Here is a 17,680-nt window from a genome sequence, read left to right as displayed (position 1 = left end):
ATGGACTATTTGAAGACGGCCCCCATGCGCTTTTTGCTGCTGGTGACCGGCTCCTGGCTGGCGATTTTTTTTCTGACTCGAACGGTCCTGCTCCTCACTCATCTGGATGAGGCTGGAAGCGGCCTCCTGTCGGTGTTCGGCATCGGCCTGCTTTACGACCTGGGCTTTGTCGCTTACGCAGCGCTGCCAATGGGCCTCTACCTGTTGCTGTGCCCGCCAGTCTTGTGGCGCAGTCGTGGGCACCGCTGGTTTCTTCAAGGTCTGCTGGCCGTCAGTCTGTTCGCGATGCTGTTCACCTCGGTGGCCGAGTGGCTATTCTGGGATGAATTTGGCGTGCGCTTCAACTTCATCGCCGTCGACTACCTGGTGTATTCCGACGAAGTACTGAACAACCTGCTGGAGTCATACCCGATCGGCACGCTGCTGAGCATTCTCGCCGTGCTGGCCGTGGTCCTGAGCCTTGTCTTGCGTAAAGCTTTCAACGCTGCACTCGATGCGCCATTGCCGCCGTTGCGTGGCCGCTTGCTCAATGCTCTCGTTTTGTTGATCGCCGCCGGCCTGAGCATGCAACTGCTCAGCCAGGACGCCCCGCGTGCCCAGGGCGGCAATGCCTATCAGAACGAACTGGCGGGCAATGGTCCCTACCAGTTCTTCGCCGCGTTCCGTAACAACGAACTGGACTACCCGCAGTTCTACAAAACGTTGCCGGAGGCAGTCGTTGCCCAGCAGATTCGCGCCGAACTGAACGAGCCCAATGCCCGCTTCATTGGCCAGGACCCGCAGGACATCCGTCGGCAAATCGATAACCCGGGCACGCCGCGCAAGCCCAACATCGTGCTGGTCACCATTGAAAGTTTCAGCGCCAAGTACATGGGCAGCAACGGGGACACCCGTAACCTGACCCCCAACCTTGATGCCCTGCGCAAACAGAGCCTGTATTTCAATAATTTCTACGCCACCGGCACCCGCACCGACCGCGGCCTGGAAGCCATCACCCTGGCGATTCCGCCGACGCCCGGGCGCTCGATCGTCAAGCGCGTGGGTCGTGAAAGCGGCTTTGCCAGCCTTGGCCAGCAACTCAATGCCGTGGGCTACGACAGTGTGTTCGTCTATGGCGGCCGCGGTTACTTCGACAACATGAATGCATTCTTCAGCGGCAACGGCTATCGCGTCGTGGACCAGAGCAGCGTCGAGGAGTCGCAGATTCACTTCAAGAATGCCTGGGGCATGGCAGACGAAGATCTCTACAACCAGACACTGAAACTGGCCGATGCCGACTATGCCAGGCAGCAACCATTCCTGCTGCAGCTGATGACGACGTCCAACCACCGCCCTTATACCTATCCGGACAACCGGATCGACATCAAGTCCGGCAACGGCCGTGACGGCGCGGTGAAATACACTGACTACGCCATCGGTCAGTTTCTCGATCAGGCGCGTCAAAAACCCTGGTTTGACAATACAATCTTCGTCTTTGTCGCCGACCACACCGCAGGCAGCGCCGGTAAGGAAGACCTGCCCATCGCCAACTATCAGATTCCGCTGTTCATCTACGCGCCCAAGTTGATCGAAGCTCGGGAAACTGCACAATTGGCCAGCCAGATCGATCTGGCGCCGACGTTGCTGGGCTTGCTCAACCTGGATTATGAGTCGACGTTCTTTGGCCGCAACCTGTTGCAGGACAACCCGCTGCCACCACGGGTGGTGGTCGGTAACTACCAGCACCTGGGCTTGTTCGACGGCAAGGACCTGGCAATTTTGAGCCCTCGCCAGGGATTGCGTCGTCACGATGACGCACTGACCGAAAGCCGCGAGTCGCGGTCCGGCGCCGATGACCCGTTGATTACCCGCGCAATCACCTATTACCAAACCGCCAGTTATGGCTTCAAGCAACAGCTGCTTGGCTGGAAGGCGCCCAAGGAGGGTGCCGGTCAAGTCGGCGAACGTTAACCGAATCGCCCCGGGCCGATGCCCCGGGGCTTGTTCCTTTGTTCAGGATCCACCATGTCATCAACCGCTGTCCGCCCTGCCTCTCGCCCACTCAACTTCCGGGTGTGCCTGGGGGTTCCCGCCATTGCGGCGATCGTTCTGGTGTTGCTCGAACTGACCTCACTGGACATGGACCTTGCCAAGCTGTTCTACGACCCGGTCGCGGGTGACTTCATCGGGCGGCACAGTTACTTCCTGGAAAACATTCTGCATACCCGCGCCAAGCAGGTCGTCATTGCGTTTTCGGTGTTTGCCATCCTCGGCTACATCGCTTCGTTTTTCATGGCAAAACTCAAGCCGTACAAGCGCGAGCTGGGTTGTCTGGTGCTGTCCCTGGGCCTGGCGACTTCCTTTGTCACGCCCATGAAAGCGGTGACCGCGGTGCAATGCCCCTGGAGCCTTGAGCAATTCGGCGGTCACGAGACCTACAGCGAACTGTTGAGCCCTCGCCCGCACACCGAAAAACCGGGACGTTGCTGGCCCGGCGGCCATGCGGCCACCGGCTTCACCCTGTTTGCCCTGTTTTTCGTATTGCGTGACCGTCGTCCGCGCATGGCTCGCGCAGCGTTTGTCTTCGCCTTCGCCCTCGGTTCGGTGTTCTCCATCGGACGAATGATGCAGGGTGCGCACTTCTTCTCGCACAACGTGTGGACGGCGGTGTTCTGCTGGCTGATTTGTTTGGGGTCGTATTACTGGATTCTGTATCGACCTGCACTCAAGACTGAGCACGAGACAAAGGCTGAACCGGTCAGCGCCTGACCTGACGCTATCGCGAGCAAGCTCGCTCCCACAGTGGATCGATGTGACCACTGAAATCCGGGCGATAAAAAACCCCGCCTGCTTTCGCAGGCGGGGTTTTTCGTACCGGGGTAAGGCTGGCTTACATCATGCCGCCCATGCCACCCATGCCGCCCATGTCTGGCATACCGCCGCCAGCACCGCCGTCTTTCTTCGGTGCGTCAGCAACAGCAGCTTCGGTGGTCAGGATCAGACCGCCGATCGAGGCTGCGGCTTGCAGAGCCGAACGGGTAACCTTGGTTGGATCCAGGATGCCCATTTCGATCATGTCGCCGTATTCGCCAGTCGCAGCGTTGTAGCCGAAGCTGCCTTCGCCGCTCTTGACCTTGTCGACCACTACGCTTGGCTCGTCGCCGGAGTTGGCAACGATCTGACGCAGCGGCGCTTCAACAGCGCGACGCAGTACAGCGATACCCACGTTCTGATCGGCGTTGTCGCCTTTCAGTTCGGTCAGTGCTTCCAGAGCACGGATCAGCGCAACGCCACCGCCAGGTACCACGCCTTCTTCAACGGCTGCACGGGTTGCGTGCAGGGCGTCTTCAACGCGGGCTTTCTTCTCTTTCATTTCGACTTCGGAACCAGCGCCAACCTTGATCACTGCAACGCCGCCGGACAGCTTGGCCAGACGCTCTTGCAGTTTTTCACGGTCGTAGTCCGAGGAAGTTTCGGCAACCTGGGCACGGATCTGAGCAATGCGGGACTCGATGTCGCCTGCTACGCCAGCACCGTCAACGATGATGGTGTTTTCCTTGGAGATGGTCACGCGCTTGGCGCTGCCCAGGTTTTCCAGGGTGGCTGCTTCCAGGCTCAAGCCGATCTCTTCGGAGATAACGGTACCGCCGGTCAGAACGGCGATGTCCTGCAGCATGGCCTTGCGACGGTCGCCGAAGCCTGGAGCCTTGACGGCTGCGACTTTAACGATGCCACGCATGTTGTTCACGACCAGAGTCGCCAGGGCTTCGCCTTCAACGTCTTCGGAAACGATCAGCAGTGGACGGCCGGCTTTGGCAACGGCTTCCAGCACTGGCAGCATTTCGCGGATGTTCGAGATCTTTTTGTCGACCAGCAGAACCAGCGGGTTGTCCAGCTCGGCAACCATGGTTTCCGGCTTGTTGACGAAGTACGGGGACAGGTAGCCACGGTCGAACTGCATGCCTTCTACAACCGACAGTTCGTTTTCCAGGCCCGAGCCTTCTTCAACGGTGATCACGCCTTCTTTACCGACTTTTTCCATGGCTTCGGCAATGATGTCGCCGATGGAGTTGTCGGAGTTGGCAGAGATAGTACCTACCTGAGCGATGGCCTTGGTGTCAGCGCATGGCTTGGACAGGTTTTTCAGCTCTTTGACGATGGCGATGGTCGCCTTGTCGATGCCGCGCTTCAGATCCATCGGGTTCATGCCGGCAGCGACGGCTTTCAGGCCTTCGTTGACGATCGACTGAGCCAGAACGGTAGCGGTGGTGGTGCCGTCGCCTGCGTCATCGTTGGCACGGGAGGCAACGTCTTTGACCAGCTGCGCGCCCATGTTTTCGAAACGGTCTTCGAGTTCGATTTCTTTGGCGACGGAAACGCCGTCCTTGGTGATGGTCGGAGCGCCGAAGCTCTTCTCGATGATCACGTTACGGCCTTTCGGGCCCAGGGTCGCTTTTACCGCGTCAGCCAGGACGTTGACGCCTTTGAGCATTTTCTTGCGGGCGGAATCGCCAAACAGAACTTCTTTAGCAGCCATGATCGATATTCCTTAAATACTTTGTAGTAGCGGGAAAATGAACGGGTAATCAGCCTTCGATAACAGCGAGGATTTCGTTCTCGCTCATTACCAGCAGGTCTTCGCCGTCGACTTTCACAGTGTTGCTGCCGGAGTAAGGACCAAACACAACCTTGTCGCCCACTTTCACGGACAGTGCACGCACTTCACCGTTTTCCAGTACGCGGCCGGTGCCTACAGCGAGGATTTCGCCGCTGTTGGCTTTTTCAGCAGCCGAACCTGGCAGGACGATACCGCCAGCGGTTTTCTTTTCTTCTTCGCTGCGACGGATGACGACGCGGTCATGCAGAGGACGAAGCTTCATTGTCGATCTCTCCTAATTGTGGTTTTCATCGGCCGGTGTAGTCCCGGCGGGTTTAACAAAGGCCGGCAGTGCCGGTTGCGGCTCGTCAAGCGAACCGCGGAAGTCTGTCTGGCGTAATCGCCAGAAACCTTGCGGTGACCGTTACATAAGGGCGCATAAGCTTATTACAAGGGCGGGGAGCGAAAATTTTTCAGGTCGCGGCCCCGCAAACGAACACGGCACCCGAAGGTGCCGTGTCAATGTGCGCATTACTTGGCATCGCGGTGTTCGAACTCGCCTTCGATCACGTCAGGCTCGCGGCCCAGCGGCTCGCGAGGCGCTGGGCCGCCACGGGCCTGGAGGTCATCGGCGAACGCTCGTTGACGCATGGCCTGCTCTTCGGCGCGCTGGCGCATTTTACCCGCCAGCAGACGACGACTGAACGGCAGCAACATGAACAGGCCGATCACATCACTGATGAAACCCGGAAGAATCAGCAGGCCACCGGCCAACGCCAACATCAGGCCTTCGAGCATGGTCTGGGCCGGCAGCTCGCCACGGCTCAGGCTTTCACGGGCACGCAGGGCCGTGGCCAGGCCGGCCACGCGCAGCACGAACACACCGAACATCGAGCCGAGAATGATCAGCAGCAGGGCCGGGAAAAACCCGATCGATCCTGCCACCTTGACGAATACGAACAGCTCCAACACCGGGAACAGCAGAAAGAGCAACAAAAAAGGGCGCATCAAATGGTTCCTCAACGCAAGAATACCTTGCCAGTTCACCCTAGATGACGTCGCCGTTGTGTGAATTCAAGCGTCGGCCACTTCACTTTTCGGCCAATGCTCGGCGTGAGCCAGGGAAACCAAGGCTTCGCGGATTTGTGTCGGCGTATTACAAGGAGCTTGAAACGGCAACCAGTACAGACTCTGGCCGATGCGCAGGTGCATGCCTTCGCTGTCGATACCGGCCATTTGCGCCGGCACGTTTTTCGGCAGTCCGGCCAACTCGACGTAATGGGCGATGGCCTTGGCGTGGTCGGCGTTCATGTGCTCGACCATGCTCACTTCGGCCTTGCCGGCGAACGGGTTGGCCAGGGTCAGGTCGTTGATCCAGTGAATCGCGCCAAAACCGCCGATATAACGGTGGCGTACGGGCTTGAGCACCCAGAAATCGAAATCGTGGGCCTTGTGATAACCCTGCGACTCGGGGAAGTAGCGGTAGTAACGCTCGGAGGCGGCTTCGATAGCGGTTTCGTCTTCGAGCTGCTGCGCCTCGGCCAGGTAAGTCAATCGACCAACGGCCTGGACGTCTTCAGCCCCACGTTCGCCCACGAACAGCGAACATTTCGGATCTTTCTGCAGATTATGCGTGTGCTGGGCGATGCGACTGATCAGGATCAGCGGCCGGCCCAGCTCATCCAGGCAGTACGGGACCACGGAGCCGAATGGAAAACCGGGCATCGATTTGGAGTGCGTCGAAAGCACCCCACGGTATTCCTTGAGGAGCAATTCTCGTGCATGCTTAGCCGCTTCAACGCTCAATTTATGACTCCTTAAATAGAATCCGTCATAAAAACGGACGGGCTGCTGGTGAAAGTCCCAGCATGCCATCGGGGCAGTTCTCATGTGCAGCCAAGCCAGGTCAGGTGCAGATCGAGAGGCTCTCTAAAGGAAACCACTCAGACCTGCCACCGGGGGCATGCGAATGCAACTCACTGACAAAGTAATCATTATCACGGGCGGTTGCCAGGGTTTGGGCCGTTCCATGGCCGAGTATTTCGCCGCCAAGGGCGTGAAACTCGCGCTGGTCGACCTCAATCAGGAAAAACTCGACGATGCCGTCGCGGCCTGCAAGGCCCAAGGTGTCGAGGCCCGCGCCTACCTGTGCAACGTGGCCAATGAAGAGCAAGTGACCCACATGGTTGCCCAGGTCGCTGAAGACTTCGGCGCGATCCATGGTTTGATCAACAACGCCGGGATCCTGCGCGACGGCCTGTTGCTCAAGGTCAAGGACGGTGAAATGACCAAAATGAGCCTGGCCCAGTGGCAGGCGGTCATCGACGTCAACCTGACCGGCGTGTTCCTGTGCACCCGTGAAGTCGCGGCGAAAATGGTCGAGCTGAACAACAGCGGCGCGATCATCAATATCTCGTCGATTTCCCGCGCTGGCAACGTCGGTCAGACCAACTACTCGGCGGCCAAGGCCGGTGTCGCTGCGGCAACCGTGACCTGGGCCAAGGAACTGGCGCGCTACGGCATTCGCGTCGCCGGCATTGCACCGGGCTTCATCGAAACCGAAATGACTCTGGGCATGAAGCCTGAAGCGCTGGAAAAAATGACCGCCGGGATCCCGCTCAAGCGTATGGGCAAGCCTGAGGAAATCGCCCATTCGGCGGCATACATCTTCGAGAACGACTACTACACCGGTCGGATTCTGGAGATGGATGGCGGGCTGCGATCTTTTAACAGGCGACCGGGATCAATCGTCGCTGACGCTGATATTCGGCATCGCTGGCGTCAACGCTTCCTGCAATACGATCCGCGCACCGACATGACGAGCCAGTTCCTGGTAGACCATGGCGATCTGGCTGTCAGGCTCGGCGATCACCGTTGGCTTGCCGCCATCGGCCTGCTCGCGGATGACCATCGACAGCGGCAACGAGGCCAGCAGTTCGACGCCATACTGGTTGGCCAGTTTCACGCCCCCGCCCTCACCGAACAGATGCTCGGCATGTCCGCAATTGGAGCAGATGTGCACGGCCATGTTTTCCACCACGCCCAGCACCGGAATGTTGACCTTGCGGAACATTTCCACGCCCTTGCGCGCGTCCAGCAATGCCAGGTCCTGCGGAGTGGTAACGATGACCGCACCGGCCACAGGCACTTTCTGCGCCAGGGTCAGCTGGATGTCACCGGTGCCTGGCGGCATGTCGATGACCAGATAGTCCAGGTCGCCCCACGCGGTTTGGGTCACCAGTTGCAACAGGGCGCCGGAAACCATCGGCCCGCGCCAGACCATCGGCGTGTTGTCATCGGTCAGGAACGCCATGGACATCACTTCGACGCCATGGGACTTGAGCGGCACGAACCACTTCTGATCCTTGACTTCAGGGCGGGTGCGCTCCGGTATGCCAAACATGATGCCTTGGCTCGGACCGTAAATGTCCGCGTCGAGAATCCCCACCTTGGCGCCTTCACGGGCCAGTGCCAACGCCAGGTTGGCCGCCGTGGTGGATTTGCCCACGCCGCCCTTGCCGGACGCCACGGCCACCACGTTCTTGACGTTGGCCAGCCCCGGAACCTGGGCTTGGGCCTTGTGTGCGGCAATCACACTGGTGATCTCGACTCGCGCACTTGCCACGCCATCCAGCCCTTGAATGGCCATTTCCAGCATCTGTGCCCAGCCACTCTTGAACAGGCCGGCGGCGTAACCCAATTCAAGCTGAACGCTGACGCGCTCGCCCTGGATCTCGATGTTGCGCACGCACCCGGCGCTGACCGGGTCCTGGTTCAGGTAAGGGTCGGTGTATTGGCGAAGGACGGCTTCCACCGCTGCGCGATTGACGGCGCTCATGGGCAACTCCGAAAACAGGACTGGAAAAGATGAAGAGTATCGTACCCCGCAGATTCATTTGTTGTGAGTGGATTTGTGCCCAAACACAATTTGTGGCGAGGGAGCTTGCTCCCGCCCGGGTGCGCAGCAGCCGCAATCAGATTGACGCGGTGTTTCTGACAAAACCGGTTAGTCCGGTATGGGGCGGCTTCGCCACCCAGCGGGAGCAAGCTCCCTCGCCACGGTTTTCACCAGCTATGCATCCGGAAACAGGCTCACAGGGTGAAAAATATGCGCCGGCCCTTTATAGTGACCGACCTCCGTTTCATCAAGTAGCCGAGCCCCATGTCCGAGCCACGCAAGATCCTCGTCACCAGCGCCCTGCCCTATGCCAATGGTTCGATTCACCTCGGCCATATGCTGGAATACATCCAGACCGATATGTGGGTGCGCTTCCAGAAGCACCGCGGCAATCAATGCATCTATGTCTGCGCCGACGACGCCCACGGTTCGGCGATCATGCTGCGCGCGGAAAAGGAAGGCATCACCCCGGAACAACTGATCGCCAACGTCCAGGCTGAACACAGCGCCGACTTTGCCGACTTCCTGGTGGATTTCGATAACTTCCACTCCACTCACGCCGAAGAAAACCGTGAGCTGTCGAGCCAGATCTACCTGAAGCTGCGTGACGCCGGGCACATCGCCACGCGCTCGATCACCCAGTATTTCGACCCGGAAAAGAAAATGTTCCTGGCCGACCGCTTCATCAAGGGCACCTGCCCGAAATGCGGCACCGAAGACCAGTACGGCGACAACTGCGAAAAATGCGGCGCGACCTACGCGCCAACCGACCTGAAGGATCCGAAGTCGGCGATCTCCGGCGCCACCCCGGTGCTCAAGGATTCCCAGCACTTCTTCTTCAAGCTGCCAGACTTCCAGGCCATGCTGCAGACCTGGACCCGCAGCGGCACCCTGCAGGACGCTGTTGCCAACAAGATCGCCGAATGGCTGGATGCCGGCCTGCAGCAGTGGGACATCTCCCGCGATGCGCCGTACTTCGGTTTTGAGATCCCCGACGAGCCGGGCAAATACTTCTACGTGTGGCTGGATGCACCGATCGGCTACATGGCCAGCTTCAAGAACCTGTGCAACCGCACGCCGGAGCTGGACTTCGATGCGTTCTGGGGCAAGGACTCCACTGCCGAGCTGTACCACTTCATCGGCAAGGACATCGTCAACTTCCACGCCCTGTTCTGGCCAGCCATGCTCGAAGGCGCGGGCTACCGCAAACCGACCGGGATCAACGTGCACGGCTACCTGACCGTCAACGGCCAGAAAATGTCCAAGTCCCGTGGCACCTTCATCAAGGCCCGCACCTACCTTGATCACCTGTCGCCGGAATACCTGCGCTACTACTACGCGGCCAAGCTGGGCCGTGGCGTCGACGACCTCGACCTGAACCTCGAAGACTTCGTGCAGAAGGTCAACTCCGACCTGGTGGGCAAAGTCGTCAACATCGCCAGCCGTTGCGCCGGGTTCATCAACAAGGGCAATGCCGGCGTGATGGTCGACACCAACGCCGCGCCTGAACTGACCGAAGCCTTCCTGGCCGCCGCGCCAGGCATCGCCGACGCCTATGAAGCCCGCGACTTCGCCCGCGCCATGCGCGAGATCATGGGCCTGGCCGACCGCGCCAACGCCTGGATCGCCGACAAGGCACCGTGGTCGCTGAACAAACAGGAAGGCAAGCAGGATGAAGTCCAGGCTATCTGCGCCACCGGCGTCAACCTGTTCCGCCAACTGGTGATCTTCCTCAAGCCTGTGCTGCCGCTGCTGGCCGCCGACGCCGAGGCGTTCCTGAACGTCGCGCCGCTGACCTGGAACGATCACGCGACCTTGCTCGGCAACCATCAGTTGAACGAGTTCAAGGCGTTGATGACCCGAATCGACCCGGTCAAGGTACAAGCCATGACCGACGCCTCGAAAGAAGACCTGACCGCCAGCCAGACCGACACCGGCGAAGCTGCACCTGTCGGCAATGGCGAACTGGCCAAGGATCCGCTATCGCCGGAAATCGAGTTCGACACCTTTGCTGCTGTCGACCTGCGTGTCGCGCTGATCGTCAAGGCTGAACACGTGGAAGGCGCCGACAAGCTGTTGCGCCTGACCCTCGACATCGGTGATGAACAACGCAACGTGTTCTCCGGGATCAAGAGTGCCTACCCGGACCCGTCCAAGCTCAATGGTCGCCTGACCATGATGATCGCCAACCTCAAACCACGGAAAATGAAGTTCGGCATCTCCGAAGGCATGGTGATGGCCGCCGGCCCTGGTGGCGAAGAAATCTACCTGCTCAGCCCTGACAGCGGTGCCAAGCCTGGTCAGCGCATCAAGTAAATTTCTGCGCTGAACCGATCCCACAGTCGTGCCTGGCGCGACTGTGGGATTTTCATGTCTGGCCCACCCTCCGTCCTTGCCGGATAATGCCTAAGCTTTTCAGACCATCTCCTGTAGGAGCGAGCTCGCGATGGTCGTTAACGATAATGCGTGCCCACAGGTTGAACGTGGCGCTCTTGAGTCCATCGCGAGCAAGCTCGCTCCTACAAAAACTACCGTTCCTGTCGGCACGATCATGACCGAAACACTGCTTACGCTCATCAGCGCTGCCTTGATCAACAACCTTGTGTTGCACTGGCCGCTGGGCGTCGATCCGCTGCTGGGCAGCCAGCGCCGGCAGGTCCATGCCTTGGGCATTGCGACGACGTGCCTGATGCTGATCGTGGGCATGTTCGGCTACGCGCTCTATCACTGGCTACTGGTGCCGTTGCAATTGACGCCGCTGCGTCTGTTTGTGTTTCTGCCATTGAGCGTGCTGCTGATCGGCCCGTTGCTGAAGTTGCTGGCCCGGGTGTTTTCGACATTGCCGTTCGAGGACCTCTGGCCGTTGCTGCTGGGCAATGCTGGCGTGCTCGGCGTAGCCTTGCTCAACGCTCAGCAAGACAAGGGCTTCTTTCACGCCACAGCCTTGAGCCTTGGTGCAGGGTTGGGCTTCTGGCTGGTGTTGAGCCTGTTCACTGATTTGCGTGAACATACGGCCGACAACGATGTTCCCCTGCCCTTTCGCGGCTTGCCGATCGACCTGATTGGTGCCGGCCTGATCGCTGTGGCTTTTCTCGGATTCAGCGGACTGATCAAAACATGAGTCTGATTCAACGCATCGACGCACTCTTGCCGCAAACCCAATGCGGCAAATGCGGTCACCCCGGGTGCAAGCCGTACGCCGAAGGCATCGCCAGCGGTGAGCCGATCAACAAGTGTCCGCCCGGTGGCAAGGAAACCATCGCAGCCCTGGCCGAGCTGCTGAAAGTGCCGGTGCTGGAACTGGACATCACCCGCGGCCCGGCACCTGCGCAGATCGCCTATATCCGCGAAGCCGAGTGTATTGGTTGCACCAAGTGCATTCAGGCCTGTCCGGTCGATGCCATTGTCGGTGCGGCCAAACTGATGCACACGGTGATCATCGATGAGTGCACCGGTTGCGATCTTTGCGTGGCACCGTGCCCGGTGGACTGCATCGAAATGCGCCCGCTGCCGCCGGACACGGTACTGCCCGTTGTCGGGGGCCTGGCCCTCACACCGCAAGCGCGGCAGGCCCGCACCCTCAAGCGCGATCACGCACGGCGCCGCTTCGAGCAACGCAACGCGCGCTTGCAGCGTGAGGAGCAACAGAAAATTGCCGAGCGCCAGGCAAGGCAGCGAGCCGCACAACCTGCTGAAGCGGCAGTCGACCCGGTGCACGCCGCCCTCGAACGTGTTCGCGCACAGAAAGCCGCCAATGCCGATGCCGCGCTGAAAAAGGCGAAAATCGATGTGGCGATGAGTCGGGCGCAACTGCACAAATCGCTGAAGGCCTTCGGACATCCGCCGACCTTCGAACAGCAATCGCAGTTGATCGTCCTGCAACAACAGTTCGAAGCCGCCGAGCAAAACCTGGCGCAACTGGAAAGCGTCGCACCACCGGCCCCTGCGCCGACGATCCCCGCTGTGTCGTCAAATGATGCCGATCTGAAACGGGCCAGGATCCAGTTGGCCATGCGCCGCGCAGAACTGAAAAAGGCTCAGGCCAACGAAGCACCGGCAGAACAAATCGAAGCCCTGGAGCGCGCACTCAGCGAAGCCGAACGCCAGGTGGACGCCCATGCCAACCCTTGAAACGGTTGATGATCGCCTGCAACAGGCGATGAAACTGGTGCTGTTGGCCACGCTGCCGGGAATGCTGGCGGCGTTCTGGCTATACGGCTGGGGCGTGTTGATCAACCTGGTTCTGGCGGCCGCTGCTGCGTTGGCCGTCGAGGCCGCCGTTGTGCAATGGCGCAAGCGGCCGCTGCGACCAACCCTGAGTGACGGTAGCGCATTGGTCAGTGCCACCTTGCTCGCTCTGGCGCTGCCACCTTACTGCCCATGGTGGCTGACCCTCAGTGCCGCCGCTTTTGCCATGGTGTTTGGCAAGCACTTGTATGGCGGTGTCGGCTCGAATCCCTTCAACCCGGCGATGCTCGGTTTTGCTCTGGTGCTGGTGACCTTTCCCCAACCAATGACCCATTGGCCATCGTCCCATGGCCTGGATCTGCTCAGTGGCTTGCAGCAAGTGTTCGGTATCGGCCAGGCGCCGGATGCATGGGTACAGGCCACGGCACTGGACAGTCTGCGGATCAACAAAAGCCTGACCATGGATGAACTGTTTGCCGGCAACCCGGCATTCGGCCACTTCGGCGGCCGGGGAGTGGAATGGATGAGCCTGGCGTTTCTGGCAGGTGGATTGTTTCTCCTGCAACGGCGGGTGATCAGTTGGCATGCCCCGGTCGGCATGCTGGCCAGCCTGTTCATCATCAGCCTGTTGTGCTGGAACGGGTCGGGTTCCGACTCCCATGGTTCACCGCTGTTTCATCTGCTTAGCGGCGCGACCATGCTGGGGGCGTTCTTCATCATCACCGAACCGGTGTCCGGTGCCAGAAGCCCTGGCGCGCGACTGCTGTTCGGCGCTGGCGTCGGACTGCTGACTTATCTGATTCGTACCTGGGGCGGCTATCCGGACGGCATCGCCTTTGCCGTGCTGCTGATGAACCTGTGTGTGCCGGCGCTGGAGCGGTTCGTGGCGGCCAGACAACAGCCGGAGGTACCATGAGGCGGACGTCAAGCATCGCGCTTGTGGTGCTTTTGACCGCACTGGGCCTTGGTGTGACGTACTTCGTGCAGCTCGTCAGCGCGCCGCGCATTGCAGCCGAACAGCGCCTGATCGACAGCCGTAATCTGCTAGACCTGATCGCGCCGGACAGCTACGACAATCAACCACTCGAACACCCCATCAGGGTCGAATCAACTGCCCTGACCAACAGCGTCTTGCTCGGTGGCTATCTGGCGACCCGGGCCGATCAACCCGTCGCCGTGTTGCTGCGCAGTCAAACCCTGGGCTATGCGGGTGCCATCGACCTGTTGATCGCTGTCGACGCCAATGGCAGGTTGCTGGGCGTGAAAACCCTCAAACAGTCGGAAACCCCAGGACTGGGTGCGCGGATCGCCGACTGGCCCAATGCCTGGCTTCAGGTTTTTTCCGGCAAGTCTCGAACAGAACCGGGCGACAGTGGCTGGGCGTTGAAAAAGGATCAGGGACAGTTCGATCAGATCGCAGGCGCGACTATCACCTCAAGGGCGGTGATCAATGCCGTTCACGATGCGTTGCGCTACTTCGATGAACACCGGCAACAACTGCTCGGAAACCCTGCCCATGGATAACTCATCAACCCTGCGCAACGCCTTGATGCTGACGCCGCTGATCGGCGCTACCGAGTCGCTGATGGCCGCACTTGGACTGTGCCTGATGTTCATGGTGGTGACCCGGTTGTTCAGCCTGACCATGGGCGCCCTGCGATCCCGACTGGCCCCGGCGACCCGCTTGCTGGCCAGCATCCTGCTGGCGGCCACGCTCACCAGTTGCACGGAACTCATGGCACAGGCCTGGTCGCTGCAATGGCAGCAACATCTGGGGTTTTATGGCGCTTTGATCGCCTTGCAATGCGTCGCACTGGAACACACCGGGTTCTTTCAGAGCGATTGGCGTCAACGCCTGCAACTCGACAGCCTGTTTGCCACACTGATGATAGCACTGGGCCTGCTGCGCGAACTCATCGGCAACGGAACCTTGGGAAACCATCTATCGTGGCTGATCGGCGCAACGCAAACTGACTGGCAAGGTTGGGTACTGATGGCGGATGGCGGTCTGCGCCTGGCCACATTGGTCCCTGGCGGGTTCATCCTGCTCGGACTACTGATCGCCACCTGGCAGGCCTGGCGACCCAGGTCCACATATTGATCGTCTTCGAGGAAACTCACTGCACATGAATGCCGCAAAACGTCTGGAAATTTTCCGCAGGCTGCACGAGGACAACCCGGAACCAAAGACCGAACTGGCCTATTCCTCACCGTTCGAATTGCTGATTGCCGTGATCCTCTCCGCGCAGTCGACCGATGTCGGCGTCAACAAGGCCACAGCCAAGCTGTTCCCGGTCGCCAATACCCCGGCAGCAATCCATGCCCTGGGCGTGGAGGGACTGTCGGAGTACATCAAGACTATCGGTCTGTACAACAGCAAAGCAAAAAACGTGATCGAAACCTGCCGCCTGCTGATCGAGCGCCACGCCGGTGAAGTGCCACAAACCCGCGAAGAGCTGGAAGCACTGCCCGGCGTCGGCCGCAAAACCGCCAATGTGGTACTCAATACGGCATTCCGTCAGCTGACCATGGCCGTCGACACGCATATTTTCAGGGTCAGCAACCGGACTGGCATTGCTCCCGGCAAGAATGTGGTGGAAGTCGAGAAAAAGCTGATGAAATTCGTGCCCAAGGAGTACCTGCTCGACTCCCATCACTGGCTGATCCTTCACGGCCGCTATGTTTGCCTGGCCCGCAAGCCCCGATGCGGGAGCTGCCGGATCGAGGACTTGTGCGAATACAAGCACAAAACCTCCGACGATTGAGGCGCTATTAGGTTTATTGAATTGTCGATTGAAAAAATCTTTTTTACCCGCCGGGAGATTGTCGATATAAGGAGCGCCAAAGGCCTTCTTAGCCTGGAGTAGCTAAATGAGTACTGGCAAAGAGCAATTGGACGTAGAAGACGACTTCACCACCACCGAAACCGATGACGCCGAGCCGGTGGTTGAAGTAGCGAAAACCAATCTGAGTAAACGCCGCACCATCGACAACCTGCTGGAGGAGCGCCGACTGCAAAAGCAATTGGCCGATTACGATTTTGACTTATGACATCTCAAAGCCTCCCGAAACGGAGGCTTTTTTTTAAGTGCCATACTCTGCTGGACGCCCCTTGTCGCACAGTCAGGTCATCACACCAGACCATTGCGTTGTGCCAGCTCGATCAGATCGACCAGAGACCGCGCATTCAGCTTGAGCAACAGGCGGGTCTTGTAAGTACTGACTGTTTTATTGCTGAGAAACATTCCATCGGCAATCTCTTTATTGGTCTTTCCTCGGGCCAACTGTTGCAGGACCATCATTTCCCGCCCCGACAATCGATCAACCATATCGGCCTCACTGGCGTTCCCCAAACTGCAACGCACGGTATGCAGGGCTTGATTGGGAAAGTAGCTGTAGCCTGACAACACGGCCTTTATCGCACTGAGCAACTCCGTCAGGTCTTGTTGTTTGCAGACATAACCGGCCGCACCGGATTGCATGCAACGCATTGAAAAATGCCCCGGCGCCTGGGAAGTCAGGATCAGAACTTTCATCGGCATTGAGGTCGAAGACAAACGCGCGATGACTTCCAATCCGTCCAGCTTCGGAATCCCGATATCCAGAATGACAATATCCGGCATAAGTTCACGGGCTAGTTGCAGTGCATCCACACCATTATCAGTTTCTGCAATAACTTCGTAGCCATGACGTTCCATTAGCATACGTACCGCAAGACGAATGACGGGGTGATCATCCACGATCAGCACTTTATTCATGGGCAAGTCCAATTTTCGCTGTTCGAATTTTTAGAACCCGCACAATAGCCTAGTCGTTTCACCCATGGCATGTCGCCCCTTCCGGCCACCTGCACCAAGAGACATCCCCTACAAACAACACGGATTTCTCCTACAAAAATCCCTCGAACGGAATGAGTTGAAAACTGTGTCAGCGTCAGTGTGTCGCACTTTCCAGCAGCTGCCTCTATCGATTTACGCCCAAAATTTTCCGAGAGCCGGCCTGAACAGTCGCGCCCCGACAAACATAAGCCTCTACTCCTTCGTTAAAACGTAACTGATATTTACGCACTCAACACTCACACCAGAAATATCACACACCAAGAATCCAATTACTCTTACAGCAAATAATATTTTTTGAGCAATCATTAAAGCACCATCAACATTAAAAAAAATCGAAGAAAACGCGAAAACCACTACATCAACCCACCCTCATAAACCATTCAGAAAAAGACAATAGAAGATGAATACAGGACATGATAAAAAACGAATCAGCAACCCGATGACAATTATCGCGATATTCGCGGCGCTCTCTGAAACTTCGGCAGCCGTTTCTCTACCCTTCCTTGACCAAGAGGAAAGAGAACTCTATGTCTGGTTTCTGATCAGCTTTCCGTTTTATTTACTTTTGCTTTTTTTCGCGACACTCAACTTCAACTACAAATCACTTTATGCACCTTCCGACTTTGAAAAGGGCAAACACTTCATGAAAGTCATGGATGATGCCGGGCGGCCGACAAAAAAGACGTCCGGGAAGTCCTCTGGGAGCTCCACTCTGGAAACATCGACGAATGACCGACAGTCAGCTCGGACACCCTGCGGCGCACAGGACCCGCCAACGGAGATCGACCTGCAAACCACCGTATTTGTTCAGCATCAACTTCAGTTACCGGAATTTATAAAAGACCTGTACATCGTGGATGCACGCTGGATGAGCAAGGAGGTCGAGTTTGGAGCGCTGCTGGAAAAAATCCAGAGGCCACCGGAAAAGACGGCGTACGTGATTCTGTTTGTCACGTGTGCCGCTTCGGAGGCTTTATTGAAAGCCAGTGCGCTTGAACATTCAAAGCAGAGCAAGAGGCGCTGTGTCGCCTTCTATGTTGCCTACAATCTGGACTCGCACAGGTTGTCGGTCATCGATCAAACCGGACAACCGGCAGACAACAACACCTAGGACAGGACAGACCATTGGAAGGAGAAAAACAGGAAATCGTCAGCGCAAACACACGACAATGAAGTAAC

The 17,680-nt window shown here is 58.4% G+C and carries 17 protein-coding genes and 1 pseudogene; 12 read left to right on the top strand and 6 right to left on the bottom strand.

The genetic code is table 11. The features are described from left to right. Positions 1–1,950, top strand: a complete 1,950-nt coding sequence (locus KGA81_RS21470; RefSeq protein ID WP_223548198.1) for an LTA synthase family protein — start codon at positions 1–3, stop codon at positions 1,948–1,950. A gap of 54 nt (positions 1,951–2,004) precedes the next feature. Then, positions 2,005–2,748, top strand: coding sequence for a phosphatase PAP2 family protein (locus tag KGA81_RS21465; protein ID WP_223548196.1), 744 nt, complete (start codon positions 2,005–2,007; stop codon positions 2,746–2,748). A gap of 121 nt (positions 2,749–2,869) precedes the next feature. Here KGA81_RS21465 and groL read toward each other — a convergent pair whose 3' ends face one another. From groL to KGA81_RS21445, 4 genes are all read right to left on the bottom strand, one after another. Next, on the bottom strand, positions 2,870–4,516 hold the full coding sequence (gene groL / locus KGA81_RS21460) for a chaperonin GroEL (protein ID WP_223548194.1): 1,647 nt from the start codon (positions 4,514–4,516) through the stop codon (positions 2,870–2,872). A 49-nt stretch (positions 4,517–4,565) separates the two neighbouring features. Continuing rightward, positions 4,566–4,859 (bottom strand): co-chaperone GroES, encoded by a 294-nt coding sequence (locus KGA81_RS21455; RefSeq protein ID WP_007985847.1) that lies wholly within the window; start codon positions 4,857–4,859, stop codon positions 4,566–4,568. A gap of 248 nt (positions 4,860–5,107) precedes the next feature. Then, positions 5,108–5,584, bottom strand: a complete 477-nt coding sequence (locus tag KGA81_RS21450) for an FxsA family protein (RefSeq protein WP_223548192.1) — start codon at positions 5,582–5,584, stop codon at positions 5,108–5,110. A gap of 66 nt (positions 5,585–5,650) precedes the next feature. Then, positions 5,651–6,382 carry a HugZ family protein gene (locus KGA81_RS21445; RefSeq protein ID WP_223548191.1) on the bottom strand — a complete coding sequence of 244 codons (732 nt, stop codon included), beginning with the start codon at positions 6,380–6,382 and terminating at the stop codon, positions 5,651–5,653. 163 nt (positions 6,383–6,545) lie between these two features. On the opposite strand from KGA81_RS21445, the pseudogene KGA81_RS21440 reads away from it, so the two are divergent. Then, positions 6,546–7,298, top strand: a pseudogene (locus tag KGA81_RS21440) (SDR family oxidoreductase); the annotation flags it as partial. A 21-nt stretch (positions 7,299–7,319) separates the two neighbouring features. On the opposite strand, the gene apbC reads toward KGA81_RS21440, so the two are convergent. Beyond that, positions 7,320–8,414 carry an iron-sulfur cluster carrier protein ApbC gene (gene apbC, locus KGA81_RS21435; protein WP_223548188.1) on the bottom strand — a complete coding sequence of 365 codons (1,095 nt, stop codon included), beginning with the start codon at positions 8,412–8,414 and terminating at the stop codon, positions 7,320–7,322. Between the two features lie 324 nt (positions 8,415–8,738). On the opposite strand from apbC, the gene metG reads away from it, so the two are divergent. The 8 genes from metG to KGA81_RS21395 all read left to right on the top strand — a co-directional run bounded on the left by metG (position 8,739) and on the right by KGA81_RS21395 (position 15,713). Further along, positions 8,739–10,790, top strand: a complete 2,052-nt coding sequence (metG, locus tag KGA81_RS21430; RefSeq protein WP_223548186.1) for a methionine--tRNA ligase — start codon at positions 8,739–8,741, stop codon at positions 10,788–10,790. Between the two features lie 235 nt (positions 10,791–11,025). Beyond that, positions 11,026–11,595 (top strand): electron transport complex protein RnfA, encoded by a 570-nt coding sequence (locus tag KGA81_RS21425; protein WP_223548184.1) that lies wholly within the window; start codon positions 11,026–11,028, stop codon positions 11,593–11,595. After that, positions 11,592–12,605 carry an electron transport complex subunit RsxB gene (gene rsxB, locus KGA81_RS21420; protein ID WP_223548181.1) on the top strand — a complete coding sequence of 338 codons (1,014 nt, stop codon included), beginning with the start codon at positions 11,592–11,594 and terminating at the stop codon, positions 12,603–12,605. The genes KGA81_RS21425 and rsxB overlap by 4 nt, the downstream gene beginning before the upstream one ends. After that, positions 12,592–13,578 carry an RnfABCDGE type electron transport complex subunit D gene (locus tag KGA81_RS21415; protein WP_223548179.1) on the top strand — a complete coding sequence of 329 codons (987 nt, stop codon included), beginning with the start codon at positions 12,592–12,594 and terminating at the stop codon, positions 13,576–13,578. Before rsxB ends, KGA81_RS21415 begins: the two co-directional genes overlap by 14 nt. Beyond that, a complete protein-coding gene (locus tag KGA81_RS21410) occupies positions 13,575–14,186 on the top strand; it encodes an RnfABCDGE type electron transport complex subunit G (protein ID WP_223548176.1) in 612 nt (203 codons plus the stop codon). The genes KGA81_RS21415 and KGA81_RS21410 overlap by 4 nt, the downstream gene beginning before the upstream one ends. Continuing rightward, a complete protein-coding gene (locus tag KGA81_RS21405) occupies positions 14,179–14,763 on the top strand; it encodes an Rnf-Nqr domain containing protein (RefSeq protein WP_223548174.1) in 585 nt (194 codons plus the stop codon). Before KGA81_RS21410 ends, KGA81_RS21405 begins: the two co-directional genes overlap by 8 nt. Positions 14,764–14,788: 25 nt before the next feature. Continuing rightward, a complete protein-coding gene (gene nth, locus KGA81_RS21400; protein ID WP_223548172.1) occupies positions 14,789–15,427 on the top strand; it encodes an endonuclease III in 639 nt (212 codons plus the stop codon). A 106-nt stretch (positions 15,428–15,533) separates the two neighbouring features. Further along, complete coding sequence (locus KGA81_RS21395; protein ID WP_223548170.1) at positions 15,534–15,713, top strand: PA3496 family putative envelope integrity protein; 180 nt, start codon at positions 15,534–15,536, stop codon at positions 15,711–15,713. 80 nt (positions 15,714–15,793) lie between these two features. Here KGA81_RS21395 and KGA81_RS21390 read toward each other — a convergent pair whose 3' ends face one another. Then, complete coding sequence (locus KGA81_RS21390; RefSeq protein ID WP_008053528.1) at positions 15,794–16,420, bottom strand: response regulator transcription factor; 627 nt, start codon at positions 16,418–16,420, stop codon at positions 15,794–15,796. 481 nt (positions 16,421–16,901) lie between these two features. Between KGA81_RS21390 and KGA81_RS21385 the strand changes: the two genes are divergently transcribed. Further along, positions 16,902–17,612, top strand: coding sequence for a hypothetical protein (locus KGA81_RS21385; RefSeq protein WP_223548167.1), 711 nt, complete (start codon positions 16,902–16,904; stop codon positions 17,610–17,612). The last annotated feature ends 68 nt before the right edge of the window (positions 17,613–17,680 follow it).

The sequence above is a fragment of the Pseudomonas sp. A-B-19 genome, from assembly GCF_019947515.1.
Classification (GTDB): domain Bacteria; phylum Pseudomonadota; class Gammaproteobacteria; order Pseudomonadales; family Pseudomonadaceae; genus Aquipseudomonas.
This window is presented reverse-complemented; position numbering and strand designations above follow the sequence as displayed.